At 51.9% G+C, this 24482-nt stretch carries 21 protein-coding genes; 14 read left to right on the top strand and 7 right to left on the bottom strand.

Features of this window, described 5'->3' with window-relative positions:
* Window positions 1-342 precede the first annotated feature (342 nt).
* The 8 genes from ACYJL1_RS24425 (at window position 343) to ACYJL1_RS24390 (ending at window position 8708) form a co-directional block, all read left to right on the top strand.
* Entirely contained in the window at window positions 343-1116 is a 774-nt protein-coding gene (locus ACYJL1_RS24425) for an ATP-binding cassette domain-containing protein (protein ID WP_460899995.1), read from the top strand.
* A 33-nt stretch (window positions 1117-1149) separates the two neighbouring features.
* Window positions 1150-2148 carry an ABC transporter permease gene (locus tag ACYJL1_RS24420; protein WP_460899682.1) on the top strand — a complete coding sequence of 333 codons (999 nt, stop codon included), beginning with the start codon at window positions 1150-1152 and terminating at the stop codon, window positions 2146-2148.
* Window positions 2149-2159: 11 nt separating this feature from the next.
* On the top strand, window positions 2160-3056 hold the full coding sequence (locus ACYJL1_RS24415) for an NAD-dependent epimerase/dehydratase family protein (protein WP_460899681.1): 897 nt from the start codon (window positions 2160-2162) through the stop codon (window positions 3054-3056).
* A 612-nt stretch (window positions 3057-3668) separates the two neighbouring features.
* Entirely contained in the window at window positions 3669-4496 is an 828-nt protein-coding gene (locus ACYJL1_RS24410; RefSeq protein WP_460899680.1) for a metallophosphoesterase family protein, read from the top strand.
* Window positions 4493-5647 (top strand): ABC transporter ATP-binding protein, encoded by a 1155-nt coding sequence (locus ACYJL1_RS24405; protein WP_460899679.1) that lies wholly within the window; start codon window positions 4493-4495, stop codon window positions 5645-5647. The genes ACYJL1_RS24410 and ACYJL1_RS24405 overlap by 4 nt, the downstream gene beginning before the upstream one ends.
* Window positions 5640-6584, top strand: coding sequence for a carbohydrate ABC transporter permease (locus ACYJL1_RS24400; RefSeq protein ID WP_460899678.1), 945 nt, complete (start codon window positions 5640-5642; stop codon window positions 6582-6584). Before ACYJL1_RS24405 ends, ACYJL1_RS24400 begins: the two co-directional genes overlap by 8 nt.
* On the top strand, window positions 6581-7417 hold the full coding sequence (locus ACYJL1_RS24395) for a carbohydrate ABC transporter permease (RefSeq protein ID WP_460899677.1): 837 nt from the start codon (window positions 6581-6583) through the stop codon (window positions 7415-7417). The genes ACYJL1_RS24400 and ACYJL1_RS24395 overlap by 4 nt, the downstream gene beginning before the upstream one ends.
* A 25-nt stretch (window positions 7418-7442) precedes the next feature.
* Window positions 7443-8708 carry an ABC transporter substrate-binding protein gene (locus ACYJL1_RS24390; RefSeq protein ID WP_460899676.1) on the top strand — a complete coding sequence of 422 codons (1266 nt, stop codon included), beginning with the start codon at window positions 7443-7445 and terminating at the stop codon, window positions 8706-8708.
* A 362-nt stretch (window positions 8709-9070) separates the two neighbouring features.
* On the opposite strand, the gene ACYJL1_RS24385 is transcribed toward ACYJL1_RS24390, so the two are convergent.
* The 7 genes from ACYJL1_RS24385 to ACYJL1_RS24355 form a co-directional block, all read right to left on the bottom strand.
* On the bottom strand, window positions 9071-9901 hold the full coding sequence (locus ACYJL1_RS24385) for a carbohydrate ABC transporter permease (RefSeq protein WP_460899675.1): 831 nt from the start codon (window positions 9899-9901) through the stop codon (window positions 9071-9073).
* Window positions 9898-10776, bottom strand: a complete 879-nt coding sequence (locus ACYJL1_RS24380) for a carbohydrate ABC transporter permease (RefSeq protein ID WP_460899994.1) — start codon at window positions 10774-10776, stop codon at window positions 9898-9900. Before ACYJL1_RS24380 ends, ACYJL1_RS24385 begins: the two co-directional genes overlap by 4 nt.
* Before the next feature lie 67 nt (window positions 10777-10843).
* On the bottom strand, window positions 10844-12112 hold the full coding sequence (locus ACYJL1_RS24375) for an extracellular solute-binding protein (protein ID WP_460899674.1): 1269 nt from the start codon (window positions 12110-12112) through the stop codon (window positions 10844-10846).
* Between the two features lie 67 nt (window positions 12113-12179).
* On the bottom strand, window positions 12180-13250 hold the full coding sequence (locus tag ACYJL1_RS24370) for an ABC transporter ATP-binding protein (RefSeq protein WP_460899673.1): 1071 nt from the start codon (window positions 13248-13250) through the stop codon (window positions 12180-12182).
* Between the two features lie 9 nt (window positions 13251-13259).
* Window positions 13260-14771: an arabinosylfuranosidase ArfA gene (arfA, locus tag ACYJL1_RS24365; RefSeq protein ID WP_460899672.1), complete on the bottom strand. Its 1512-nt coding sequence runs from the start codon at window positions 14769-14771 to the stop codon at window positions 13260-13262.
* A 142-nt stretch (window positions 14772-14913) separates the two neighbouring features.
* Entirely contained in the window at window positions 14914-15840 is a 927-nt protein-coding gene (locus ACYJL1_RS24360; RefSeq protein WP_460899993.1) for an ArsR/SmtB family transcription factor, read from the bottom strand.
* Window positions 15841-16146: 306 nt separating this feature from the next.
* Window positions 16147-17571 carry an alanine/glycine:cation symporter family protein gene (locus ACYJL1_RS24355; RefSeq protein ID WP_460899671.1) on the bottom strand — a complete coding sequence of 475 codons (1425 nt, stop codon included), beginning with the start codon at window positions 17569-17571 and terminating at the stop codon, window positions 16147-16149.
* Window positions 17572-17738: 167 nt separating this feature from the next.
* Here ACYJL1_RS24355 and mctS point away from each other — a divergent pair, with 167 nt between their 5' ends.
* The 6 genes from mctS (at window position 17739) to ACYJL1_RS24325 (ending at window position 24300) form a co-directional block, all read left to right on the top strand.
* Window positions 17739-19130: a two-component system sensor histidine kinase MctS gene (mctS, locus tag ACYJL1_RS24350; RefSeq protein ID WP_460899670.1), complete on the top strand. Its 1392-nt coding sequence runs from the start codon at window positions 17739-17741 to the stop codon at window positions 19128-19130.
* Window positions 19127-19783, top strand: coding sequence for a two-component system response regulator MctR (mctR, locus tag ACYJL1_RS24345; RefSeq protein WP_460899669.1), 657 nt, complete (start codon window positions 19127-19129; stop codon window positions 19781-19783). The genes mctS and mctR overlap by 4 nt, the downstream gene beginning before the upstream one ends.
* A 113-nt stretch (window positions 19784-19896) precedes the next feature.
* The gene (locus ACYJL1_RS24340; RefSeq protein WP_460899668.1) at window positions 19897-20445 is read left to right on the top strand and encodes a TRAP transporter small permease subunit; all 549 of its coding nucleotides are present in this window, start codon (window positions 19897-19899) and stop codon (window positions 20443-20445) included.
* Window positions 20446-20459: 14 nt separating this feature from the next.
* Window positions 20460-22037, top strand: coding sequence for a TRAP transporter large permease (locus ACYJL1_RS24335; protein ID WP_460899667.1), 1578 nt, complete (start codon window positions 20460-20462; stop codon window positions 22035-22037).
* A gap of 47 nt (window positions 22038-22084) precedes the next feature.
* On the top strand, window positions 22085-23200 hold the full coding sequence (locus tag ACYJL1_RS24330; RefSeq protein WP_460899666.1) for a TRAP transporter substrate-binding protein: 1116 nt from the start codon (window positions 22085-22087) through the stop codon (window positions 23198-23200).
* Between the two features lie 155 nt (window positions 23201-23355).
* Complete coding sequence (locus ACYJL1_RS24325; RefSeq protein ID WP_460899665.1) at window positions 23356-24300, top strand: bile acid:sodium symporter family protein; 945 nt, start codon at window positions 23356-23358, stop codon at window positions 24298-24300.
* The last annotated feature ends 182 nt before the right edge of the window (window positions 24301-24482 follow it).

Below are 24482 nucleotides of genomic sequence, written 5' to 3'. Positions count from 1 at the left end.
ACTGGTCATCGACATGCATTCACAAACCATAGTCCGATGTCAGGCACTTATCTGCTGACACATTATCGATATGGTAGAAAATATCCGTACGCTTACTCAACGGATCAGCGCGAGCTCCCACTCGGCCAAGTTGACTGCAAGTCAACAACAGTCTCCTCCAAAGAACAGCTAATATCTGTCTGTGCAAGGCGTCAATCATTATTTATCATATAAAACGACTTATGAATTAGTTAGCTGATTGACGCTTACCTTAGGGTTTGCATAGATGTCTTTGCGACTTGCCTCGGGAGGAGATCAGGTCCAACGATTGCAGCTTGCGGCAACGACCCGCTTCAACTGGGCATCGCGACTTGCAAAAACGGAGGTGGAGCAGTGGCAGTTCTCAAACTTGCAAATATATCAAAACACTTCGGCGCCATTCAAGCGGTCAACGATGTATCGCTGTCTATCGAAGCAGGTGAAGTTGTGGGCTTGATGGGCGACAATGGCGCGGGCAAGTCGACCTTGGTCAAAATGATTGCAGGCAACTTCCGCCCAAATGAGGGCTCCATGACGATGGACGGTGAAGAACTCATTATGAACCGGCCATTAGATGCACGCCGACACGGTATAGAGATCGTTCACCAGGACCTGGCGCTTTGCGACAATCTCACTGCTGCTGCCAATGTATTTCTCGGCAGGGAAATGAGAAAAGGCATTTGGCCTTTTCGGATACTGGATTATTCCAATATGTATCTCCGTGCCGGTCAGATCTTTTCCGAGCTCAAATCGGAAACGAGACCACGGGATTTGGTCAAGCAGATGTCAGGAGGCCAAAGACAGGCCGTTGCCATTGCACGCACCCGGTTATCCGACGCCAAAATTGTATTACTGGATGAACCAACTGCAGCAATTTCGGTTCGACAAGTCGCAGAGGTTTTGAACTTGATCCGACATCTGCGTGATCAGGGGATAGCGGTCGTCCTCATCAGTCATCGCATGCCGGACGTTTTTACCGTTGCCGACCGTGTGATCGTAATGCGCCGCGGCCGAAAAGTTGCTGACAAGAAAATCGGTGCAAGTTCGCCCGAAGAAGTAACAGGACTTATTACCGGAGCAATAGAACAAGCTGCCTGAAGCGTTGATTAAAAAGCTAGGAAACCAGTCACCATGGCGACCACTCTAGACCAGACAATTGAGCGCAAACAAGAAAATTGGCTTTCGGCTCAATTAAGCAGCCAGACCTTTTGGGTCCTCATTGCGGTCGTTCTCGCTTGTCTTTTTCTTTCATTCGCGACCGATTCATTCGCGACGTCAAAAAACCTTTACAACATTACTCGCAATGTCACATTCGTAGCTATTATCGCGCTGGGCATGACGCTTGTCATCATCACGGGCGGTATAGATTTATCCGTAGGCTCTGTACTGTGCCTTTGCAGCATGGTGTTGGGCGTTGTCATGCATGCCGGTTATAGTCTTGAGATAGGCATTATCGCGTCAATCTGCACAGCGCTGATCATTGGCGCGTTTCACGGCGTTTTGATTGCCTATCTGGGCATGCCGCCCTTTGTCGTTACACTCGGAATGTTGTCGATCGCTCGCAGTCTGGCCATGGTCGCTTCAGGAAACACCGTAGTATTCGAGTTCGGACCTGATCAAGCCAAACTCTTGTCTCTCGGCGGCGGGGCATGGTTCTTCGGGATTGCAAATCCAGTTTTGTACATGATTGTTCTGGCATTAATAACAGGGTTCATTTTGCGGTGGACGCGATTTGGCCGTCATATCTATGCTATTGGCGGAAATGAGCATGCCGCTATTTTGACCGGCGTTCCTGTTCGCCCGATCAAGGTCGCAGTTTACATGATTTCGTCCCTATCTGCCGGTATTGCAGGCATCATTCAAACCGGCTGGCTTGGCGCCATAACGACGAATATCGGGACTGGACTGGAATTGCAGGTGATTGCTGCAGCGGTTATTGGAGGCGCAGCTTTGGCGGGAGGCGTTGGAACCGCTTTTGGTGCCTTGGTGGGCGCGGCATTAATCGAAATTATTCGCAACAGTCTTGGTCTGCTTGGTATCAACGCGTTTTGGCAAGGCTGCTTCATAGGCGGCGCAATTCTGATGGCGGTCCTTTTCGACCGGCTGCGTAAATTTAGGCAAAATCAATAAGGAACCAGGGTATGAACCAGCGGATAGTATTCACCGGAGGCACAGGAAAAGCCGGAAAGCATGTTATAAAATATCTTACTGATAACGGCTATGACGTATTGAATATTGATCTTACTCCTCTGGATCAGCCAGGGGTCAATACGTTGATTGCCGATATCACCGATAGCGGCCAGATGTTCAACGCTTTATCCAGTCATTTTGGATTCAATGGCTATGAAACTGGTAGCGGGCCGGCTCCCATTGACGCTGTCGTTCATTTCGCCGCTGTGCCCCGAGTTCTCATAAAGCCGGACAACGAAACGTTTCAAATCAATACCATTGGTACGTATAACGTTATTGAGGCTGCCGTTAAACTTGGCATAAAGAAAGTCATTATAGCCTCCAGTGAGACCACTTATGGCGTATGCTTTGCTGAAGGGGATAAGGATTTCCATTATTTCCCGCTCGACGAAGACTATGATGTTGATCCAATGGACAGCTATGGTCTGTCAAAACTCGTTAACGAGAAGACTGCGCGAGCATTTGCGATGCGGTATGCTGCCGACATCTACGCGCTGCGGATAGGGAACGTTATCGAACCACATGAATATGACCAGTTTCCCGATTTCCTTGCCAACCCCATGTCGCGTAAGCGTAACGCGTGGAGCTATATTGACGCGCGCGATCTTGGTCAGATCGTTGACTTGGCAATCCGTAAACATGGGTTGGGCTTTCAGGTGTTCAATGCCGTAAACGACACGATCACGGCATTGATGCCGACAAATCAATTTCTTGAAAAATATTGCCCGGGCATACCTTTACGGCGCGAGCTGGGTGAGTTTGAAGCCCCTTTGTCAAATCGGAAAACGCGGGAACTTTTGGGTTTCAAGGAGAAATATAATTGGCGTAATCTAGTGCGGCGATCGTGATACAGAAAATACTTTGCACAGCGGCATCAGTTCTTGTGGGCGTGCCAGTATCGCGCAGCGCGACCATAAACCGATGAATTGAACAATCTGAACAATGGTGCCGGCGTTGTTTCTGTCATAGCTAGACTGTTGGGCATTTCGTCTGGCTGAAGCCATCGTAATTTTGCATGGCCTCTAACCACATGCACCCGCAGCTGGCGGCGGTCTTGGTGATCCGGCGCATGGAAAATTGTGATCGTATTTACGTTTTGATCGTCCAGCCTTCATCAATACCATGGGTACGGTTTAATTGCGGCAACCGGAACCGTAATCGGGTTCCTTGCAATCGCGAGAATACCACCTCTGTCGCCATGACCGGAAATACGTGCCGGACCCCTCAAATCCAATATTTGAAATCCTACACCCATTTTTCGAAATTCGGCGGTTGTGCAATCCAGCGACCGCGTTCTGTGATCATCGGCGGCATTCATCGAACTGTCACTGGCCTGAAACGCAGCTGTCACAGACCAAGCCTATGAAGACCCCGTGTCGGACTGGGGTGCACCAACTGCATCTTATTGTCCTTCGCAATTCATTCGCTACTTCAACTTTTGATTTTAAAGAGAAATATCCGTGCGGATCATCCAGATCAGTGATACTCACCTCAGCCCGTCCAAATCGCATTTCAACGCCAACTGGCCGCCATTGGCACAATGGGTAGCAGACCAAAAACCTGATCTGGTTGTTCATACGGGCGATCTGGCTGTTGATGGGGCTGACATTGAAGACGATCTTGTCTTTTCCGCGAAACTGCTGAACGAACTTTCGGTGCCGATCCTTAGTCTTCCCGGAAACCATGATATTGGCCACATGCCCGGAAGCGCGCAGCCCGTCAATGCGACGAGGATTGGCCGCTGGCTTGAGATGATCGGACCGGACCGCTGGATTCATGACCGCGACAATTGGCGGTTGATCGGGCTGAACAGTCTCATCCTGGGTGCTGACAGTCTGGAAGAAAAAGAGCAATTCGATTGGCTTGAAGATGCCCTTGCTGGCGCTGGAGCCCGCCGCATTGCTGTGTTCGCGCACAAGCCGCTCTTCGTCGATGCCCCCGATGAAGGCGAAACCGGCTATTGGAGCGTTCGTCCCGCACCACGCAAAAAAATTCTGGATTTCCTTGTGAGATACGATGTCGCCCTCCATGCCAGCGGGCATTTGCATCGTGGTTGGCAAGGCACACATAACCATACCAGTCTGGTCTGGGCGCCTGCGTCCTCGTTTATTGTCGGAGATATGGAGCGCGACATGCCCGGCGCGCGTATTCTGGGTGCAGTGATCCACACACTCACGGACACCATAGAAAGCGAGATCATCGAGATCGATGCGCTGTCCCGTTTTGTACTCGATGATGTCGTTGAGGAGGTCTATCCGAGGGCAAAGAAAGTGGAGACGACGGCATGAGCGCGTTCGCCCTCAGAAATATCTCCAAATCCTATGGCGCAAATAATATCCTCCATGATGTCAGCATTGAAGCAGAGGACGGCGAATTTATTGCCCTTGTCGGCCCATCCGGCTGCGGCAAGAGTACCTTGCTGCGCATTGCTGCCGGTCTTGATCATTGCGATACCGGAGGTATTTGGATGGGTGACCGCGAGATCACGGCTGATCATCCTGCTGACCGCAATGTGGCAATGGTTTTCCAGTCCTATGCGCTTTATCCGCACCTGACTGCCGCACAGAATATCGCAGTGCCGCTTGTCATGCGCAACCTCTCCCGTCTACAGCGAATGCCGTTTTTTGGTCGTTTCGCCTCCGGCCGGACCAACGTTCAAGCGGCGATCAAACAACAGGTGCTCACAACAGCAACAAGCCTGCAGATTGAACATCTCCTCGACCGCAAGCCCGGGCAAATGTCCGGTGGTCAACGTCAACGTGTCGCCTTGGCCCGTGCACTCGTTCGGCAACCCGGCGTCTTTTTGATGGACGAACCGCTTTCCAATCTTGACGCCAATTTGCGCGTTCACACACGTGCCGAGATTGTCGATCTGCATCGGCGTGCCGGTGTCCCTACGATATACGTCACCCATGACCAGTCCGAAGCATTGAGCATGGCCGACCGTGTTGCGGTCATGCTGGGTGGCAAGGTGCTGCAGTTCGATTCTCCTGCTCGAATCTATGACGACCCACGCCATATCGAAGTCGCAAAATTTGTTGGTAGCCCGCGGATCAATATCATCAACGCCATCACCTGTGAGAACGGTGCCATTTTTGTCGGCGGCAAGGCTATCCTTGACGGCATTTCAAGGCCGGTGGGAACATCAGTGCATGTCGGGATCAGGTCAGAACGTATAAAATTGCGTTCACCCGGCTCAAAGGGCATTGCGGCGACAGTGTCACGGCTGGAGTTTCTCGGCTCCGAGGTACTGGTAACAGCCGACACGACCGGCGTCGATGAAGGCCTCGTCGTTAAGGCCGCGCCTGCCGATGTCGCCCTCCTTGGCGTAGGCTCGCCGGTTATACTGCAGATCAATAAAGATGCATGTCTTGTATTCGGTCAGGATGGATTGCGCGTTCCCTTGCGGACTCAGGCAAGGGTTTCCGTCGATGCGTGATATAGCGACCACTCTTCCGCTTTCAAGTAACCGCTCCGTTGCGAAGCAGGCAGCAATCCGCGCTGCCAAGCGTGAGGAATGGGTGGCATGGCAGCTGGCTGCCCCGGCAATGCTTCTCATTTTTGTTCTCATTCTGCTGCCGACACTTGCTGTTTTTGTTTTCAGCCTGACAAATTACGAACTGGGCTACGACGATTTCCAGTTTATCGGTTTCGACAACTACATCGAGTTATTCCGCGACCGGACGTTCCTGATCTCGCTCAAGAACACGGCAATCTACACGGCAATTGTCACGCCGTTTTCCGTATTCATCGGCCTTGGGGTCGCCCTATTGATTGAAGGGGAAACACGCGGGCGGGCCTTTTTCCGTACAGTCTACTTTCTACCGGTTGCTTCATTGCTAGTCGCCATGGCAACCGTATTTCAGTATCTGCTCCACCCGACAATCGGGCCGGTCAACGCCATCCTTTCCATGATCGGCATTGCAGGACCAAATTGGCTCGGCAGCAGCAGCACGGTGCTTTTCAGCCTGGCAATCATTGGCATCTGGCAATCGGTCGGTTTCAATATGGTGCTGTTCCTTGCGGGTCTGACGGCAATCCCGCGTGAGCTTTACGCGGCAGCAGAAGTTGATGGCGCCAAAGGCAGCTGGGAGCGTTTTCGCCTGGTCACATGGCCGATGCTGGGGCCAACAACGCTGTTCGTCACCACAATCAGTGTGATCAATGCCGTCAAAGTTTTCGAGACCGTCAAAACGCTGACCGAAGGCGGTCCGAACAAGAGCTCCGAGGTTTTGCTCTTTACGATCTATCAGGAGGGGTTTGTCTTTCTGCGTGTAGGCTATGCCTCCGCGATGACTGTCATTTTCCTGGCCTTCCTGATCGTTCTCATGCTCGTCCAATATCGGGTTTTGGACCGGCGGGTGCATTACACATGAAAAACGTCGCTCTGTTCTCCATACGCAATCTGCGTCTCGGCATCCTGTCAGCTGGAGCCCTACTCTTCCTTGCCCCCTATATCTGGATGATTTCAACCGCAGCCAAATCGCGCGAGGAAATCTTCTCATCCTCGCTGACATTGTTGCCGCAAAATTGGGCTTTGTGGGAAAACCTCGCCAAGGCCTTCACGCGAGTGCCTATGGGGCAGCTTCTGCTTAACGGATTGATCGTCTGTGCGCTGATTTTCTTCTTTCAGGTGGTCATTGCGATACCATGCGCCTACGCCATGGCGAAGCTGAGATTCCGCGCGGCCCAGACCATGATGACCCTCGTCATGCTTGGATTGCTCATTCCCATTCATGCAACCGCGTTACCAATCTACGTCGCATTGAATAAGACTGGCATGCTCAACAGCTACTTCGCCCTGTCAGCACCGTTCTTCATATCAGTCTTCGGCATCTTCCTGTTTCTGCAATTCTTCCGCGCCATGCCCGATGACTTGATCGCGGCTGCCCGCCTCGACGGCATGTCGGAACTGGCTATCGTCAACCGCGTGATCGTTCCCAATGCATGGCCCGCAGTGACCGCCTTTGCGATTTTCTCGGTCGTTGCGCACTGGAACGACCTGTTCTGGCCGCTGATCGTGATCACTGGAACCGAACGGGCAACGCCGCCACTTGGTTTGCTGTTCTTCCGTGCCGCAGAGGCCGGTGACGACTACGGCGCGCTGATGGCCGCAACCCTCATCATTACCCTGCCGCTTGTCGCAGCATTTCTGCTGGCACAACGGCGCTTCATCGAAGGCATAACCCTCACCGGCCTCAAAGGCTGACCATTCCCAAGACCAGGAGATAACAATGAGCTTTTTCCGAAAGACGATTGCGGCTGCTGCGATCGCCACTGTGTTCAGCATACCCGCATTCGCAGAGACAACGCTGAATGTGCATTACCCGATGCCGGGTTTTTTCAAGGATGTTATGGATGTTATCTCCAAGAAATTCATGGAGGAAAACCCTGACATCAAGATCAGTTTCGTCAGCCCTTCGGCCACTTACGAAGAAGGTATCCAGACGATCTTGCGTCAGGCGGGCACTGCTGAAATGCCCGATATCACCTTTATCGGCCTCAACCGGCTTCGCATGGTTGCCGAGCGCGGTGTGAACGTCGACATGACGCCGCTGATCGCCAAAGAGACTGACATGGCGGCCCAGGGCTTCAGCGACAACATCCTTCGCCTCGCCCAGGTTGGCAACCAGCAAGTCGGCCTTGCCTTCGCAACGTCCAACCCAATTATGTACTACAACGCCGATCTTATCCGGCAAGCAGGCGGCGATCCGGACCAACCGCCAAAGACCTGGGATGAGGTGATTGCCCTCGGTGCCAAGGTCAAGGCGCTCGGCGATGGCAATGAAGGCATCGACTTCCGCTGGCAGGGCGATGACTGGATGTTCTCCGCATTGCTTTTCGGCGCTGGCGGCACCATGCTTTCTCCCGATGAAAAGAAAGTTGCCTTCAATGGCCCCGAAGGGGTTGCTGCATTTAACCTCGTCAGCCGTCTGGTCAAGGAAGGTGGAATGCCGGTCCTGACAAAACAGGCCGGCGAACAGGCCTTCGTCGCCGGTAAGATTGGCTTTACATTTCAGACCACAGGCGCCTTGCGCAACACGATCAAGAATGTCGGCAGCAAGTTTGATTTGCGCACCGGTCCATTGCCGCTTCTCAATCCCGAAAAAGGACGCCTCCCGACGGGCGGCAATGCGGTGGTAATCCTGACGAAGGATACGGCAAAGCAGGAAGCTGCGTGGAAGTTTGCAAAGTTTGCCGCCGGGCCTTATGGCGCATCGGTAGTCGTTCCGGGAACGGGTTACGTACCCAACAATGAGCTTGCCGCGAAGTCACCCGAATATCTGGCTGATTTCTACAAGCAGAACCCGCTGTTTCAGGCTGGTCTTAACCAGATGAACCTGATGATACCCTGGTATGCGTTTCCGGGATCAAACGGCGTAAAAGTGACCCAAACGATCGTCGATAATCTGTCGCGCATCGTGGAACAGACAGCAACACCTGATGAGGCATTGAGCGACGCCGCAGACGAGGTACAGAAATTGCTACCACGCCACTAAATCGACCGCTCTTGTGAGATCAGCCATTCGATGTGAATAAGCGTAATGGCTGGTCCAATTTTCTTGGGGGATTTCGCACATCTTCCACGCCCGGCAAGCGATCCTGGATGGGCTGCTTGAATTCATCGGGCGCTCATTCCGCGCAAGGGCAAGTGCGGGTCGATGATTACGCTCGGCTTTGCATCATCGGCACTTCATCGGGCTTATTTACTGCACATTCGACAGCACCTGTCCCATGAAAGAGACATTCAATCCCAACTTCCAACACCAAAGTCGGCTATGTACAACCAGTTCAACCGGTCGATCATTGGCAATTCAGCCATCCGGAAGCAACTGGTTGCTGCGGTGCAACTGCGGGGATGTTACCCTTTCACACCAGACGATATCATGACTGCCTCGGTGACTTTCCTTTGAAAGATCAGATACGCTACCGCAACAGGCATCGCTCCGAGTAGCGCAACCGACATCAACCTTGCGTAGAACACGCCAAACGCGTCCTTGACCTGTGTAATACCAACAGGGATCGTCATCATGTTCTCCGTCGTCACTGCAAGAAAGGGCCAAAGAAACTGGTTCCAGGCCATGATAAAGGTGATGATGGCCAGTGCCGTGGTGATACCCCAGTTTAGTGGCAGGTAGATCTTAAACAGGAGTGTGTAGTCGCCACCTCCATCGAGTACCACAGCCTCGCGCATCTCTTTCGGCACGGCGTCGAAAAACTGCTTGTAGACGATGACCACGACCGGAACGATAAGCTGCGGCAGAATGATGCCAGCCCAAGTGTTGATGAGGCCCATGTCATTGATCAGGATAAATTGGGTTACGACCAGGGCCTGTGAAGGTACCATGAAGCTTGCCAGGACCACCCCATAGAGAATACGTCGCCCGGGAAACCGCATCTGAGAAATGGCATAAGCACACATCATGCCAGACAGGATAACCGTTATCGTAATGATGATGGCGGTTCCGATTGAGTTTATATACCAGTTGACGAGATTGGTGTTCCAGAGGATGTCAACATACGAAGACAGATTGATTTCGTCCGGGATAATACCGGCACCATCTGACACGACGCGTTCCTCTGATCGAATCGAGGTTACAAAAGCCCAATAGAGCGGAAAAATCCACAACGCCGCGGCGAGGAAAGTGCAGAGCGTCAATATCCAGCCTTCGATTTTCCTGATCGATTTCATCGACGTCCTCCTGCACGAAGAAGCTGAAACTGCAGAACCGAGAGCATTGCGATGATGACGAATAGCACGAGCGCTATCGTTGAGGCATAGCCGCCGTGATTCAACTGAAAAGCCTCACGGTAAACCATCAGGAGGAGGACATAAGATGAGTTGAATGGCCCACCACTGCTCAGCAAATAGACCTGATCGAAGATTTTCAACTGCAGTATCAGTTGAAGGGTCAACACCAATCCAGTGACTGGCCAGAGGAGTGGCCAAGTGACCTTTGTGAACAACTGCCGTCGCGTGGCGCCGTCGAGTTGTGCGGCTTCATAGTAGTCCTTTGAAATATTGCGCAAACCGGCGATGAACAGCAGGACATTAAATCCGTTCGTCCACCAGATCGTCACGGCAGCGACCGTCGGCATGACCCAATAGGGGTTTTTGAAAACCGGAACGGGCTTTCCAGTGAAAAATTCTATCACCGGCTGCAATACGCCGAACTGGAAGTCTAACATCCATGTCCATATCTGCGTAACGACAGATACCGGCAGTATGTATGGCAGGAAGAAAATCGCCAGCGCCAACGCCTGCAAAGAACCGCGCAGGCGCGTGATCATCAATGCGAAGCCCAGCGCAAGAGCGGTTGTTGGGACGACCGTCAAGAGCACGAAATAACCGTTGTTCTTCAAAGACGTCAGAAACAGCTTGTCAGATAAAAGCCGGATGAAATTATCAAATCCTACCCATTCTCCCGAGCCGATGAGGGGCGCATTGGTGAAACTCAATTGTACGAGCCGAATTGTCGGGTAAAGAAATACCAGCACAAACGTCAGCACGAATGGTGCAACGAGCGAAGCGGCAACGACCATCTCCTTGCGCCGGTTTGTCAGCATAGCCACGTCAGGAACCTCCCCAGAATTATTGGTGGCCGCGTCCCAACACGCGGCCGCCCGTACATCGCTATTGCAGTTTGTCCTGAAGGTCCTGTTTGATCTGTTCTGCAGCCTGCATTGGCTCAGCATAGCCGTGGATGGCCGGGGAGATCACGTTAATAGCTGCATCGTAGGCGGGTGATGCTACCCCCGCGATTGGCGAACGCGGGTCGTAAGAGGCCGTATTTGCCAGTGCGGCATAGGTGGCGTTCGGTTCCATCGTTTTGAAGGCCGCGCCTTCCGCTACGTCCTTATAGGCCGGGATGTGTCCGGCCTCCGCCCAAGCGAGCGAGTTTTTCTCCATCCAGCCGATTACGGTCATGACGGCCTTGCGTTTTTCGGGCGACATCTTGTTGTTGGCCGGGATCGCGAAGGAGTGGGAATCTGCCCATGTGGTCTGGGTTCCCATCAGATTTGGCACCTGAACCGCTCCCCACTTATAACCAAGCGTTCCTTTCTTTTCCAAATCAATCATGGTGGGTACTTCCCATACACCGTTCAATGAAAACGCGGACTTTCCAGAGGTAAACAACGCCACCGATGCTTCATACTCTGCTTGTTCGGGCTGCCAGCCATTGGTAGCCCAAGTGGTCATGACCTCGATTGCTTTGGCGGCTTTTTGAAGGTTGTCACCGGCGAGCACCTCTTTGCCCGTGATCAATTCGCCACCCTGCTGGCGAAGCAAGGTATAAAAGACCCGGAAAGTTCCCCCATCATCGCCGGTTGCATAAGAAACCGGCGCCGATGCGCCTTTTTCCTTCGCCAGAGCCAAAGCCTCCTCAAAGTCCTTGAGGTTATTGATGCCCGTCAGCTTGCCATCGGCGTCGAGAAATTTCGACCCTTCCAGGTATGACTTGTTATAATACAGGACGATGGAGTGGATATCGAATGGGACTGCGTAGAGCTTGCCTTCATCGGAACTCGCAGCCTTTACTGACGCTGAAAACAAGCTGTCCTTCGTAATGCCGGCGTTCTTAAGATCTTCATCTGTAATTTCATCGAGCACCCCCTCTTCCAGACCAAGCGGCATACGTGAAAGGTGATACGTCATTATGTCCGGCCCCTGCCCCACAGCCACGGCTGTGCGAACCTTGGTATAGAAGGGAATGCCCCACTCGAGGGTCGTGCCGGTAATCTTGATGTCGGGATGTTCTTCATTGAAGCGCGTGATCAACGCCTTCATGCGAACACCATCACCACCGCTCAGGAAATCCCACCAAGTGACGTTTTCCTGGGCCATAGCCGGTATCGCCGTAAAGGCAATCGCCGTTGCAGCAAGCAGAGTTCTATATCGCATAAGAATTCCTCCCTCATCTGATGCCACCCTTCTCCCGTTGGTGGCGGTTGAACCTGGTCACGGGCGTTCAGCGTAACCGACGCCCGTCTTGTGCAAAAACAAAGATATCTTCAGCCGATGCTCCAAGTGACATGGTTTGGCCATCGAGGCTTTTACGACGTTCGCGGGTCTCAACAACAATTGGCTGCCCCCCGGCCAAACGCGCATGCACATAAGATACGCCTCCGAGATCCTCCTCCAGTTCGACTGTTGCCAAAATCCCATTCTCGACCGGCATTAAATGTTCTGGCCGAAGCCCAACTCTGACGCTGGTGCCATCGCCAATGTCTCCTGTTACCTTCGCCAGTAATTCCTTTTCAGCTCCGTCCAGGCCGATCCGTAGCAACCCATCTTGCCGTCCAAGAATCCGGCCAGGCAAAAAGTTCATGGCAGGCGAGCCAATGAAGCCGCCGACAAACTGGTTGTCGGGATTATCATAAAGCTCCAATGGCTTACCCGCCTGTTGGATCACGCCACTCTTCAGAACGAAGATGCGATCGGCCAGCGTCATCGCTTCAACCTGATCGTGCGTGACATATATCATCGTGGCGCCGATCTGCTTATGCAGCTTGGCCAGTTCGAGTCGCATTTGCACGCGCAGCTCGGCATCAAGATTGGACAGAGGCTCATCGAAAAGAAACACTTTTGGTTGTCGGACAATGGCTCGGCCAATAGCGACACGCTGGCGCTGACCGCCTGACAATTGGGCAGGCCGTTTTTGCAAATGTTCCTCAAGATGCAGGATGCGGGCCGCCTCATGCACCATTTCATTGACACGAGATTTTGCGGTCTTCTTCAGCCTCAGCGAAAAGGCCATATTTTCGAATACGGTCAGGTGCGGATATAGTGCATAGGACTGGAACACCATCGCAACTTCGCGCTTGGCCGGCTCGACATTCGTGACATCGTGTCCTTCGATAAAGATCGATCCACCAGTCGTTTCTTCGAGTCCGGCAATCATCCGCAGAAGGGTTGACTTGCCACATCCCGAAGGCCCTACAAAAACTGCAAAGTCTCCCGTAGGAATTTCCATGCTTACATCGTGAACGACGCCGACAGTTCCAAAACTCTTTCTGACATTATGCAAACTGATCCCCATCCTGGCACCTCAATTCGTCTTGAGACGAAAGACATGATAGGAAAGCGGTGCAACAGATCCTTTCAAATTGCCGTCTTCAACACCCACGCCCGCGCCATGCTTGGGAATGACGTGATCCGGGCGATCCGGACCATTCGTTTCGTTGAGACCGTAACCTTCCATTGCATGGTGCTCAAACAGCACCGGCTTGGCGAAGCCGGTAAGGCTGCCGCTCAGCTCGGCTTTCTCAGTCAGGTGCCTGTTAACGACGAACAAGGTCAGAACACCCTCGTTGCGGTCGTAAACTGCGGCAACATCGAGATAGGAAACATCATCGGCAACATGGCAATTATAGGTCGGCGCGTCGACCGCTACATTGAGTGCTTCACCGCGTCCGTAAATCGACGCAAACCGATATGGATGATAGATTGTCTGCCTCCAGGCAGGCCCATTCTTCTCGGCGCGAATTGGTGCGATGACATTCACCAATTGTGCAATGCAGGCAATGCGCACGCGGTCAGAGCGACGAATAAACTCATTGAGAAGACCAGCAACGAACAACGCGTCCTCGAAGTTGTAGGTTTCTTCCAGCAATGCAGGCGCTTCCGGCCAATCCCATGTCCGCCAGCGGTGGCTGTCCTCATCGCGGATGTGGTACCAGACATTCCATTCATCAAAACAGATATGCACATCATTCTTGGCGCGCTTTTTGGATTTTACATAATCAATCGTGCCAGCAATGGTCTGTATATATCGGCCGGTTTCTTCGATTTTGCCAAAATAGTTCAGCGTGTCCTTGCTCTTGTTGCCGAAATATTTGTGCAGTGAAATATAGTCGACGTTCTCGTAACATTCTTCCAGCACTTCCCTCTCCCATTCGGGATAGGTCGCCATGCCGTCATTGGAACTACCGCAAACGATCGCCTCGATGTCCCGGTCAAAAGCCTTAAAGGCCTTGGCCGTCTCATTGGCGAGACGACCATACTCCGTCGCGACCTTGTGACCGATTTGCCAGGGACCGTCCATCTCATTGCCAAGGCACCACATCTTGACCTTGTACGGATCATCCTTGCCATGCGAGCGGCGCAGATCACTCCAGGATGTGCCGGATGGGAAGTTGACATATTCGAGAAAATTGCGCGCCTCTTCAAGTCCACGGGAGCCAAGATTGACGGCCAGCATCATTTCAATGCCTGCCATTCCGGCCCAATCGGCGAACTCATTGACGCCGACCTGATTGGTCTCTTTCGAGCGCCAGGCGAGATCCAGACGAACGGGGCGCTGTTCCTTTGGCCCGATACCGTCTTCCCACCGATAGGCTGAAACAAAATTGCCGCCCGGGTAGCGGATAGCTGGGATTTTCAGGTCTTGAACGAACTTTAACACATCCTTGCGGAAACCCTGAGCATCGGCCTGTGGATGCCCCGGTTCATAGATACCGCCATAGATCGCGCGTCCCATGTGTTCAATAAAGGCAGAATAGAGCCGTTCATCAATGTCACTGATCTTAAAATCTCTATGGACGGCTACGCGTGCCTTCATTCTTTGTCGCTCCCTGCAAACCACATAAAACGATACTAATCGTATTTTTGGATATAGTCAGAGCAGTCCACTACAATTGTCAATGGCTAGAATGTGCTGCAGCGCACAAGAAGAGCTGCAATTTTCTACGAAAAATCGCCCACTACTTTGTTTTCAAACGCAAAATAATATCTTGATCATAGTTGCCGAAACCGCGTCCGAAGATGTTGATACCTCCCGGATGACGGCCCTCCGCTTTGACTTCTACCCGCAACCGTATGGATCGGTGTTCATCCAAAGCGAGTTCATCAGTATTTATATCCGAAATCTTATGACCATCGACGAATGTACCTGCAAGGCCCACCGACCAAGTCTTCAACATTCCATATTGAGACCCTTTGAGCTTCCACCAGTCTGGTGTGTAAGTGCCCCGGCGGTCGCCATAATCACCAGGTGAGGTCCAAACGCCGATTTCCGTACCATTGATGGACAGGACAATATCTGACGGCCAATTGGCCAAAGTGCCCGGGACTTCTGAGCTGACTTCCATAACGATTTCAATTGCTTCTATACTGCTTCCCCGGAGTTTTGCATTGTTGGGAAACTGGTATTCAACAAAACCACTGGTAAACCAAAGCAGGCTCGTCTTCATCCGCTCTGGATCCATGAACGTCTCCGGCACATCCAAAAGACCAATAATTCCATGGACGGAACAAATTCCACAAGGACCCGTCACAGCACTATTGGTGTAGAGTCCGAGTGGCATCGAGACTTCAATGAGATCGGACGACAGGGTGGGTCTGGTCGGATTAAACGTTACGACAAGTTCATCATACACCGCAAAACAGATTTTCTGATTTCCCTTGCGCGCCTTTTGCATCTCGGTACGAATCAATCCCGCCTTTTCAAGCACCTGAAGATGCGCCGATACCGAGGACTGCGGTAACCCCGACATCTTTGCGAGGTCATTTACATTCATCCCAGATTGCTTTGACAACTCTTTCAACAACTTGATCCGAGGCAGCGAGGACACTGCCTTGATTGCGACCAAGTCTTTTTCTGGATCTATAACGAGAAAGTTCGAATCCATTTGCATACCGAATGATCCAAGGTTCTCGCTTCATATCGGAATTATCGATTTAAATAAATGAAATTGTGAAAAACTTTTCTGTTTTCTGGCAGTCAACTACGTTTCCAACCTGTTTCTATTGGGACGATTGATTTCCCATGGTGGAAACCGGAACTGAATGAGATGGCGGCGTGATAAACGTTTGCTTCTTACCAAAGCAGACCAGTGGCTGATCAACCCAAGGATGTCCTCACCCATCCTTAGGTTGATGCTGTCGCATTCAAAACCAAAAGGCATTTCACCAAGAACTTAGGTTTTGGCCGAATATCAACGGCCCCTGTCAGACCATATTTCCTGGTCGATCTGCCCTTTGAGTTCAGGATAGTCGGCAATGTGGAACGTGGGGCGCTTCCCTTCACGTTTCTGCTTGAAATAGTCCTTTGTCAGTTTTGCTACGGTTCCCGAGAGCATGAGAATAGCGATGAGATTTATCGTAGCCATCAATCCCATTGACGCATCTGCAGCATTGAAAACCGTTGCTACGCTTTCATACGCGCCCCAAACAACCATAAGCAAAACGATCGTCCGCAATATCATCAGAGGCCTGCGGCTGCCGAGACCGAGAAATGTCATGGCATTTTCCGCGTAAGAATAGTTGCCAATGATGGAGGTGAAGGCAAAAAAGAAAATTGCAACAGCTATGAAGTATACGCCCACCGACCCGACATGCGCGGACATTGCCGCCTGGGTGAGTTGGGTTCCCGTTACACCCGATTCGGGCACCAGTACGCCTGACAGTAAGATCATTACTGCAGTGGCCGTGCATATCAAAATCGTATCGATAAAGACGCCCAACGATTGCACGAACCCTTGTGAGGAAGGATGATGCGGATTTGGCGTGGCAACAGCTGCAATATTGGGAGCCGACCCCATCCCGGCCTCATTGGAAAACAAACCTCGCTTAACGCCGTTTAGCATAGCGGCCATAACACCGCCCGTTACACCACCAGCGGCCTCTGAAAGACCGAATGCGCTGGAGAAAATCATTGAAATGATATTCGGTACTTGGCTGTAATTTACGATAAGAACGAAAATCGCCACAAGCAGATATGCGATGGCCATAAAGGGAACCACGATTTCCGCAACCCTCGCAATCTGCCTGATCCCTCCAAAAATCACGACGCCGGAAATCGCCGCTACAACAAGCCCGGTGGCAATCTTCGGAAATCCAAACGCGCCCTCCATTGCATCGGCAATCGAATTTGCCTGAACTGCGTTGAAGACAAGCCCAAAAGAAAGGATTAGACAGACAGAAAAAATAGCGCCAGCCCAAGGAGCGCTGAGGCCACGCGCTATATAGAAGGCAGGCCCGCCCCGATATTGTCCATCCTCATTGCGAACCTTGTAAAGCTGCGCAAGTGTACTCTCGGCATATGCGGTTGCCAGACCGACAAGTGCGACCATCCACATCCAGAAAATCGCACCAGGGCCTCCAAGATAAAGAGCCACTGCTACGCCTGCCAGATTGCCGGTACCCACCCGAGAGGCAAGACTGACGGTCAAGGCCTGAAAAGGTGTAATTCCGGATTTATCGGTCGAATCAGAAGCGCCAACGACTCGAAACAGTTCCGGAAAGTGGACAAACTGTACGAAACCCAGACGGACAGTGAAGAATAAACCTACCGCAAGCAGGCCGTATATGAGTACATAGCCCCAAAGTATGTTATTGAGAAAATCTATCGCTGCCGTCATACCTGCCCCCGAGATCTGCGGATTTACGTTAATAGGTGGTACGGTTTCCAAGTTGTGGTCTTGATTGTCAAGGGCTTACGAATTGTGACAGTTTGTTACAGTTTTTCAGCACCACAAAAGCATCATGATTTGATCTGGTTCACTGTCTAGACCGGGAGATACTTACCTTGAACTTAAGGCATCAGATTGTAGCACTGGCAATTGTTCCGCTAGTCTTGGCAATATTATCGGTATCGACATTGTTGACGTTGCAATCCACTAACCTTGTACAGAGCAGTATCAACACGTTTGAACGAAATATGCTCGATGCAAAGAAAACAGAACTGCTAAATCTTACCAACCTGGCTCTCTCAGCAATTCAAAATATCTATCAGGCTGCTGGTCCCAATGATGAAAACGCCAAGGAGCAAGTCCGCGCTATTCTCACGGGTCTGGACTACGGCAAGGACGGCTATTTCTTCGTCTATGATTATGATGGAAATAATGTTGTTCATCCGCGCCAATCATTTCGTCCGGGGCACAACTGGCTCAAGCTGGTAGACCCCAATGGAGATCGGGTGATTGCCAATCTGATTGAGAAAGCAAAACAAGGCGGTGGCTTGCACCAATATAAATGGGAGAAGCCTTCTGCCGGAATCATGGCGGACAAGCTTTCATTCGCAGTTGGCCTCGACAAATGGCAGTGGATGGTTGGCACGGGCGTATATCTGGACGATGTTTTTGCCCAAACGGCAGCCGCCAAAGCTGATCTTCGCAAAAATATCGGCAATACGTTTTGGATAGTTGCACTCATTGCCTTGCCGGCAGTGCTTATCGTTTTTGCCACTTGCATGCTTTTGAACCTTCGTGAACGCCGACTGGCGGACAGCAAGCTCAAACAGCTGACCCAGCGGGTAATCAACGCGCAGGAAGAAGAGCGTTCCAGACTCGCTCGAGAACTGCACGATGGCATTTCGCAAAATCTTGTCGGTGTACGTTATGCGATTGATCTGGCAAGCAGGCGGGTCAATAGTCAAAGTCCCGATGCAGCAACTGCAATCAACCGCGGAGCGGAAGCTCTCAATGGTGCCATCAAAGAAGTCCGGAGACTTTCGCACGATTTACGGCCGCGTGTTCTCGACGACCTTGGTCTGACACCAGCCCTTCAGGCGCTGATTCAAAATTTCACTGAGCGGACAGGTATTGAAGCAAATTTCTCGTCAACCGCCTATAAGAACATGCTTAAATCTGATGCGAATACGGCACTCTACCGAGTTGCCCAGGAGGCGCTCAACAATGTCGAGCGTCATGCCAGCGCAACACGTGTTGACATAATCGTTTCCAACAATACTGGACGTGTACAAATGGTCATTTCAGATAATGGAAACGGCTTCAGCCCGACGCCAGGAAAAGATAAGTCACCACGTCTTGGTGGCTTGGGACTACGCAATATGCAAGAGCGAATGGCACATTTTGGCGGCTTGCTTCTTGTCAAAACCGGTTCGACGGGAACAACACTTACTGCCATGTTGCCGAGATCGGCGATGCTGAAACCCGAACCAATGGCTGATGCAGCATGACACGGGCCGACCCCATCAAGGTGCTGCTTGTAGACAATCATCCTCTTGTGCTGGACGGTTTGAAAGCACTGTTGGAAACTTACCCGCACATCGCTGTTGTCGGTGTCGCACGGCTGGCACGTGAGGGTTTGGAGATATCAAAATCTACGCATCCTGCCGTGGTGTTGATGGATATCAACATGCCGCAGATTAACGGCATCGAGGCGATTGAATTGTTCAAAGAACAATTGCCGGAAACGCGAATTTTAATGCTTTCCATGCATGACAGCCGCGAATACATCTCTACGTCGGTCATGCATGGTGCTTCAGGTTATATTTTAAAGGACGTTTCCACTGACGAAATCGTCTCAGCTATTGAAGCTGTAGCCGATGGAAAAACCTACTTCTCATCTGGCGTTGCCGATGCATTGCTCGAACGCAGAACTACGGAAAACACTCTACCTTTAACAACACGCGAACACGATGTTCTCCTGTTGATTGCAGCAGGAAACAGCAATCGCGACATTGCGCTTGCTCTTGGAATTTCGGCCACAACGGTTGAAACTCACCGCAAGAACGTCAAGAAGAAGCTCAACATCGCCTCTACAGCAGGTCTTACGCGTTACGCTATCGAGAACGGGCTGGTCAGCCAGCCGGACCGGGATACCCACTAATGGGTAGACGCCATCATTCTCTCATTCAAACGGCTTGTCCCGAATAAGATCGCGACATACGAGTTCGCCAAGTTGGAATTCGCCGAGGGAGCGTCCAGCTTGGGAGGATACCAATGTCAGTTTTATTGTCCGTGTCGCGCGCAATTGATGCGATCAACACATTCGTTGGAAAGTCAGTCTCGTGGCTGCTTCTTGCGGCAGTTCTGATCAGTGCGATCAACGCGACGACCCGTAAGCTCTTCAATGTCAGCTCAAATGCCTGGCTGGAAGCGCAGTGGTATCTGTTTTCGGCAGTTTTCCTGCTGGCTGCAGGCTATACGCTTCTCAATAACGAACACGTAAAAGTCGATCTGATATACGGGCAACTGAAGCGAAAATCCCAACTCTGGATAGAGATATTGGGAACGCTTTTCTTTTTATTCCCATTTTGCCTCATTACGATCTATCTCTCCTGGCCCGTGGTCCTTTCAAAAATTGCAAGCGGCGAAGTCTCCAACAACACCGGTGGGCTACTTCTGTGGCCGGTCTGGGCGTTGATACCCGCTGGCTTCGGCCTTCTCGCCCTTCAAGGACTTTCCGAGCTCATAAAGCGTATTGCAATCCTCGGCGGTCATATCCCTGACGCCGTGGCACTTGCCGACGCCGAAGCTGCCGTACTCTAATCCGGGACCATATTATGTTTGCCATTATCGCGGAAAACCTCGCGCCGATCATGTTCCTGTCACTGATCGTTGTGCTCCTGCTCGGCTATCCGGTTGCCTTTGCACTCGCCTTCGTCGGCTTTCTCTTTGGCTTTGTCGGAATTGAAATGGGCCTCCTTCCCATCAACCTTTTTGGTGCCATTCCCGATCGCATATTCGGCCAGATGTCCAACGAAACCTTGCTGGCGATTCCGTTCTTCACTTTCATGGGACTTGTGCTGGAGCGAAGCGGTATGGCCGAAGAGTTGCTGGACACTATTGGCCAGCTTTTCGGTCCAGTGCGCGGCGGACTTGCATTTGCTGTCATTTTCGTAGGCGCAATCCTTGCGGCAACGACAGGTGTTGTTGCTGCTTCGGTTATTTCCATGGGCCTTATTTCCCTGCCCATCATGCTTCGTTATGGATATGATCGCAGAGTGGCTGCCGGTGCTATTGCAGCGTCGGGAACATTGGCCCAAATCATTCCGCCAAGCCTTGTGTTGATTATTCTTGCTGACCAGCTCGGCCGCTCTGTTGGCGATATGTACAAGGGAGCGTTGGTGCCTGGACTAATGCTTGTCGCAGCTTATTCTGCATACATCATTGTCCTGTCATTCATTCATCCGACAAGGGTTCCCGCCTTGCCTGCCGAGGCACGAACATTGCGCGGCTGGAAACTGTTGCAGAAAGTTGTCACGTCTCTTGTCCCTCCGCTCGTGCTGATTTTCCTCGTCCTTGGCACCATATTTATCGGCCTTGCAACGCCAACTGAGGGCGGAGCCATGGGAGCGGTGGGTGCATTGGCACTGGCGGCACTCAATCGACGGCTTGACATGCCCATGGTCACGTCTGCGCTTTACGCGACAGCCAAGCTCTCTTCCTTCGTCATCTTCATTTTGCTCGGTGCACGGGTCTTCTCGCTCACTTTCTATGGTGTAAACGGTCATATATGGGTCGAACACCTAATGACGTCAGTGCCCGGTGGAGCTATCGGGTTCCTGATAATCGCCAATCTTCTGGTGTTCTTCCTGGCATTCTTCCTGGATTACTTCGAACTGGCGTTCATTATCATTCCGCTACTGGCACCAGTTGCTGATGCATTGGGCATTGATCTCATTTGGTTCGGTGTAATGCTAGCGATCAATATGCAGACTTCGTTCATGCATCCGCCATTCGGGTTCTCGCTGTTCTATCTGCGATCGGTAGCACCCACGCGGGCCTATAAGGACCGGGTAACAGGAACGACGATTCAGCCGGTGACGTCAGGACAGATTTACTGGGGAGCACTACCCTTCCTCGGCATTCAGTTGACGATGGTCATCCTTGTGATGGTGTTCCCACAACTTGTGACGCACTACAAATCAAATGCAGTAGTAGTTGATCCGGCAAGTATTCATTTGAACGTGCCCATGCCTGGTGCTGGCTCTGCCAATCCGTTCGGAACCCCATCTCAACCATTTGGCGCACCTTCACCTGCATCTGATGCCCAGACACCCTCGCCAGAAGCTCCACCACCACCGGCGTTTGGTTCGCCTACGCCGAGCTTTGGTCAACCAGCCAAAGCTCCGCAGTAGCGGCTAATGCGTTTGTTAAAATTATCTATAATTCCAGGAGGAACACCATGACAAATAAAATTGATCGCAGAAGCTTCTTGACCAAAACGGCGATTGGCGGTGCGGCTACCGCAGCCGGTGCGACCCTTGCCGCTCCGGCAACCGCACAGGAATTACCGACACTTCGCTGGCGTTTGACCTCGGGCTTCCCGAACAATCTCGACACCATCTATGGCGGCGCCGTTGTTATGGCAGAGGCACTGTCAAAGATCACGGAAGGCAAGTTCCAAATTCAGGTCTTTCAGGCAGGCGAACTGGTCCCTGGTGCGCAGGCATTGGACGCCGTCAAGGGAGGCACGGTCGAGATCGCCCATACATGTGGATACTATTTCACAGGCAAGAACCCGGCATTTGCGATCGGCTCGACAATTCCCTTTGGCTTGAACGCAAGACAACAGAACGCCTGGCTCTATCATGGCGGCGGCAATGAACTTTATGATGAGTTTCTTGCAGATTATGGCGTTGTCGGAAAGCCTGGCGGCGGCACCGGAGCTCAAATGGGCGGTTGGTTTCGCAAGGAAATCAACAGCGTCGCAGATCTCAAAGGTATAAAAATGCGTATTGCCGGCGTGGCTGGCGAAGTCATGTCCCGGCTCGGCGTTGTGCCTCAGCAGCTTCCCGGTGGAGATATCTATCCCGCTTTGGAACGTGGCACCATTGATGCCGCCGAATGGGTTGGCCCTTATGATGATGAGCGTCTGGGCTTTTATCAGATCGCCCCCTATTATTACTATCCGGCTTACTGGGAGGGCGGACTGACCATCCATTTCTACATCAATAAGAGCCAGTACGAAGCGCTTCCCGAGCCGTATAAGGTCGCTCTCGACACCGCTTGCAAAGCTGCCAACATCAACATGCAGGCTTTGTATGATGTGAAAAACACTACGGCTATTCGCTCACTTGTAGGCAAGGGTGTTCAGCTTCGTCCCCTTCCGCGCGATGTGATGGATGCTGCCTACAAAGCGACTTTTGAACTTTATGAGGAGTACAACGCCAATAATCCCGCGTGGGCCAAGATCTATCCGGCATGGAAGAAATTCCGCGATGAATCGTTTGAATGGTTCCGTGTGGCTGAATACAGCTATGACAGCTATGTCTATACAGCCCAGGCCTCGGGCAAGTAGAGCTTGGCGGCGGCTGGCAATTCTTGCCAGCTGCCCCTCCACCTTGGCCTGATCCGCTTTTATCATGCCCGAATATCTTGAATTGCGACCTCGAAGTATTGAACTTGACGTGTTTCCGGGTCTAAACGCCATGGCTCAGACCACGGGAGATTAACTTGAAGATTCTTGCAAATTTTTCGGCATTCGTTGGAAAGACGTTTGCGCTGTGGGTGATAGTGTTTGCCATTTTGGGCTTTCTGCTTCCCGACATTTTCAAACAGCTGACACCCTATATCGTTACCCTGCTCGGGATAATCATGTTTGGCATGGGTCTTACTATTTCCCTGGACGATTTCAAGGAAGTGGGCAAGCGTCCTTTCGAGGTCGCTATTGGCGTGTTTTCCCAATTCGTCATTATGCCATTGCTGGCTGTTTTGTTGACCAGAATTATTCCCATGTCCACTGAGGTTGCGGCCGGTGTCATTCTGGTCGGATGTTGTCCTGGTGGCACGTCAAGCAATGTTATGACCTATCTGAGCAAGGGGGACGTTGCACTCAGCGTTGCCTGCACGAGCGTCACAACATTGGCAGCGCCGATCGTCACACCATTTCTCGTTTGGCTTTTCGCCAGCCAGTACCTGCCTGTAGATGCCACAGCAATGTTCATCAGCATTCTGAAAGTTATTCTGTTGCCATTGGCTTTGGGCTTCCTGTTTCAGAAACTTGTACCGGCCATCGTCAAATCAGCGGTGCCTGCATTGCCTCTCGTAAGTGTAGTCGGCATTGTGTTGATCGTGGCGGCCGTCGTTGGTGCGAGCAAGGGCGCCATTGTTCAATCTGGCCTGATGATCTTTGCAGTCGTTGTCCTGCACAACGGCCTTGGTTACCTACTCGGATTTTCTGCCGCCAAAGCCAGCGGGCTTTCCCTGGCAAAACGCAAGGCAATTGCCATTGAGGTTGGCATGCAGAACAGTGGTTTGGGCGCTGCACTCGCCAGCACCTATTTTTCCCCGGTTGCGGCTGTCCCGAGCGCCATTTTTAGCGTATGGCACAATATATCCGGAGCACTTCTGGCCAACTATTTTGCAAGCCGGGAAGAAGACAAAATACAACTCGATTGACTCTGATGCGCATGGGCACCTGCCAGAAGCCTTTCTTGTTTAAACAGAAAGGCAGTTCTGTTTCACGGATGGCGAGACAATCCATGCGGAAGGTGGCGAGGTCGATGGATAAACATCGGTCTTGCTTAACCCTCTGGACCTTTTCCGCAAATCCCCTTCGCCAGAACGGTTCCAGTTAAGCA

This window comes from Phyllobacterium sp. K27, from assembly GCF_054796155.1.
Note: the sequence above shows the minus strand (reverse complement) of the source record. Positions and strands in the feature narration are given on the sequence as shown.

Bases quoted from the DNA above. Each gene is read 5' to 3' on its own strand.
- ACYJL1_RS24420 (WP_460899682.1), top strand. From the start codon at position 1,150: ATGGCGACCACTCTAGACCAGACAATTGAGCGCAAACAAGAAAATTGG.
- ACYJL1_RS24415 (WP_460899681.1), top strand. From the start codon at position 2,160: ATGAACCAGCGGATAGTATTCACCGGAGGCACAGGAAAAGCCGGAAAG.
- ACYJL1_RS24405 (WP_460899679.1), top strand. From the start codon at position 4,493: ATGAGCGCGTTCGCCCTCAGAAATATCTCCAAATCCTATGGCGCAAAT.
- ACYJL1_RS24400 (WP_460899678.1), top strand. From the start codon at position 5,640: ATGCGTGATATAGCGACCACTCTTCCGCTTTCAAGTAACCGCTCCGTT.
- ACYJL1_RS24395 (WP_460899677.1), top strand. From the start codon at position 6,581: ATGAAAAACGTCGCTCTGTTCTCCATACGCAATCTGCGTCTCGGCATC.
- ACYJL1_RS24390 (WP_460899676.1), top strand. From the start codon at position 7,443: ATGAGCTTTTTCCGAAAGACGATTGCGGCTGCTGCGATCGCCACTGTG.
- ACYJL1_RS24385 (WP_460899675.1), bottom strand. From the start codon at position 9,901: ATGAAATCGATCAGGAAAATCGAAGGCTGGATATTGACGCTCTGCACT.
- ACYJL1_RS24380 (WP_460899994.1), bottom strand. From the start codon at position 10,776: ATGCTGACAAACCGGCGCAAGGAGATGGTCGTTGCCGCTTCGCTCGTT.
- ACYJL1_RS24375 (WP_460899674.1), bottom strand. From the start codon at position 12,112: ATGCGATATAGAACTCTGCTTGCTGCAACGGCGATTGCCTTTACGGCG.
- ACYJL1_RS24370 (WP_460899673.1), bottom strand. From the start codon at position 13,250: ATGGGGATCAGTTTGCATAATGTCAGAAAGAGTTTTGGAACTGTCGGC.
- arfA (WP_460899672.1), bottom strand. From the start codon at position 14,771: ATGAAGGCACGCGTAGCCGTCCATAGAGATTTTAAGATCAGTGACATT.
- ACYJL1_RS24360 (WP_460899993.1), bottom strand. From the start codon at position 15,840: ATGGATTCGAACTTTCTCGTTATAGATCCAGAAAAAGACTTGGTCGCA.
- ACYJL1_RS24355 (WP_460899671.1), bottom strand. From the start codon at position 17,571: ATGACGGCAGCGATAGATTTTCTCAATAACATACTTTGGGGCTATGTA.
- mctR (WP_460899669.1), top strand. From the start codon at position 19,127: ATGACACGGGCCGACCCCATCAAGGTGCTGCTTGTAGACAATCATCCT.
- ACYJL1_RS24340 (WP_460899668.1), top strand. From the start codon at position 19,897: ATGTCAGTTTTATTGTCCGTGTCGCGCGCAATTGATGCGATCAACACA.
- ACYJL1_RS24335 (WP_460899667.1), top strand. From the start codon at position 20,460: ATGTTTGCCATTATCGCGGAAAACCTCGCGCCGATCATGTTCCTGTCA.
- ACYJL1_RS24330 (WP_460899666.1), top strand. From the start codon at position 22,085: ATGACAAATAAAATTGATCGCAGAAGCTTCTTGACCAAAACGGCGATT.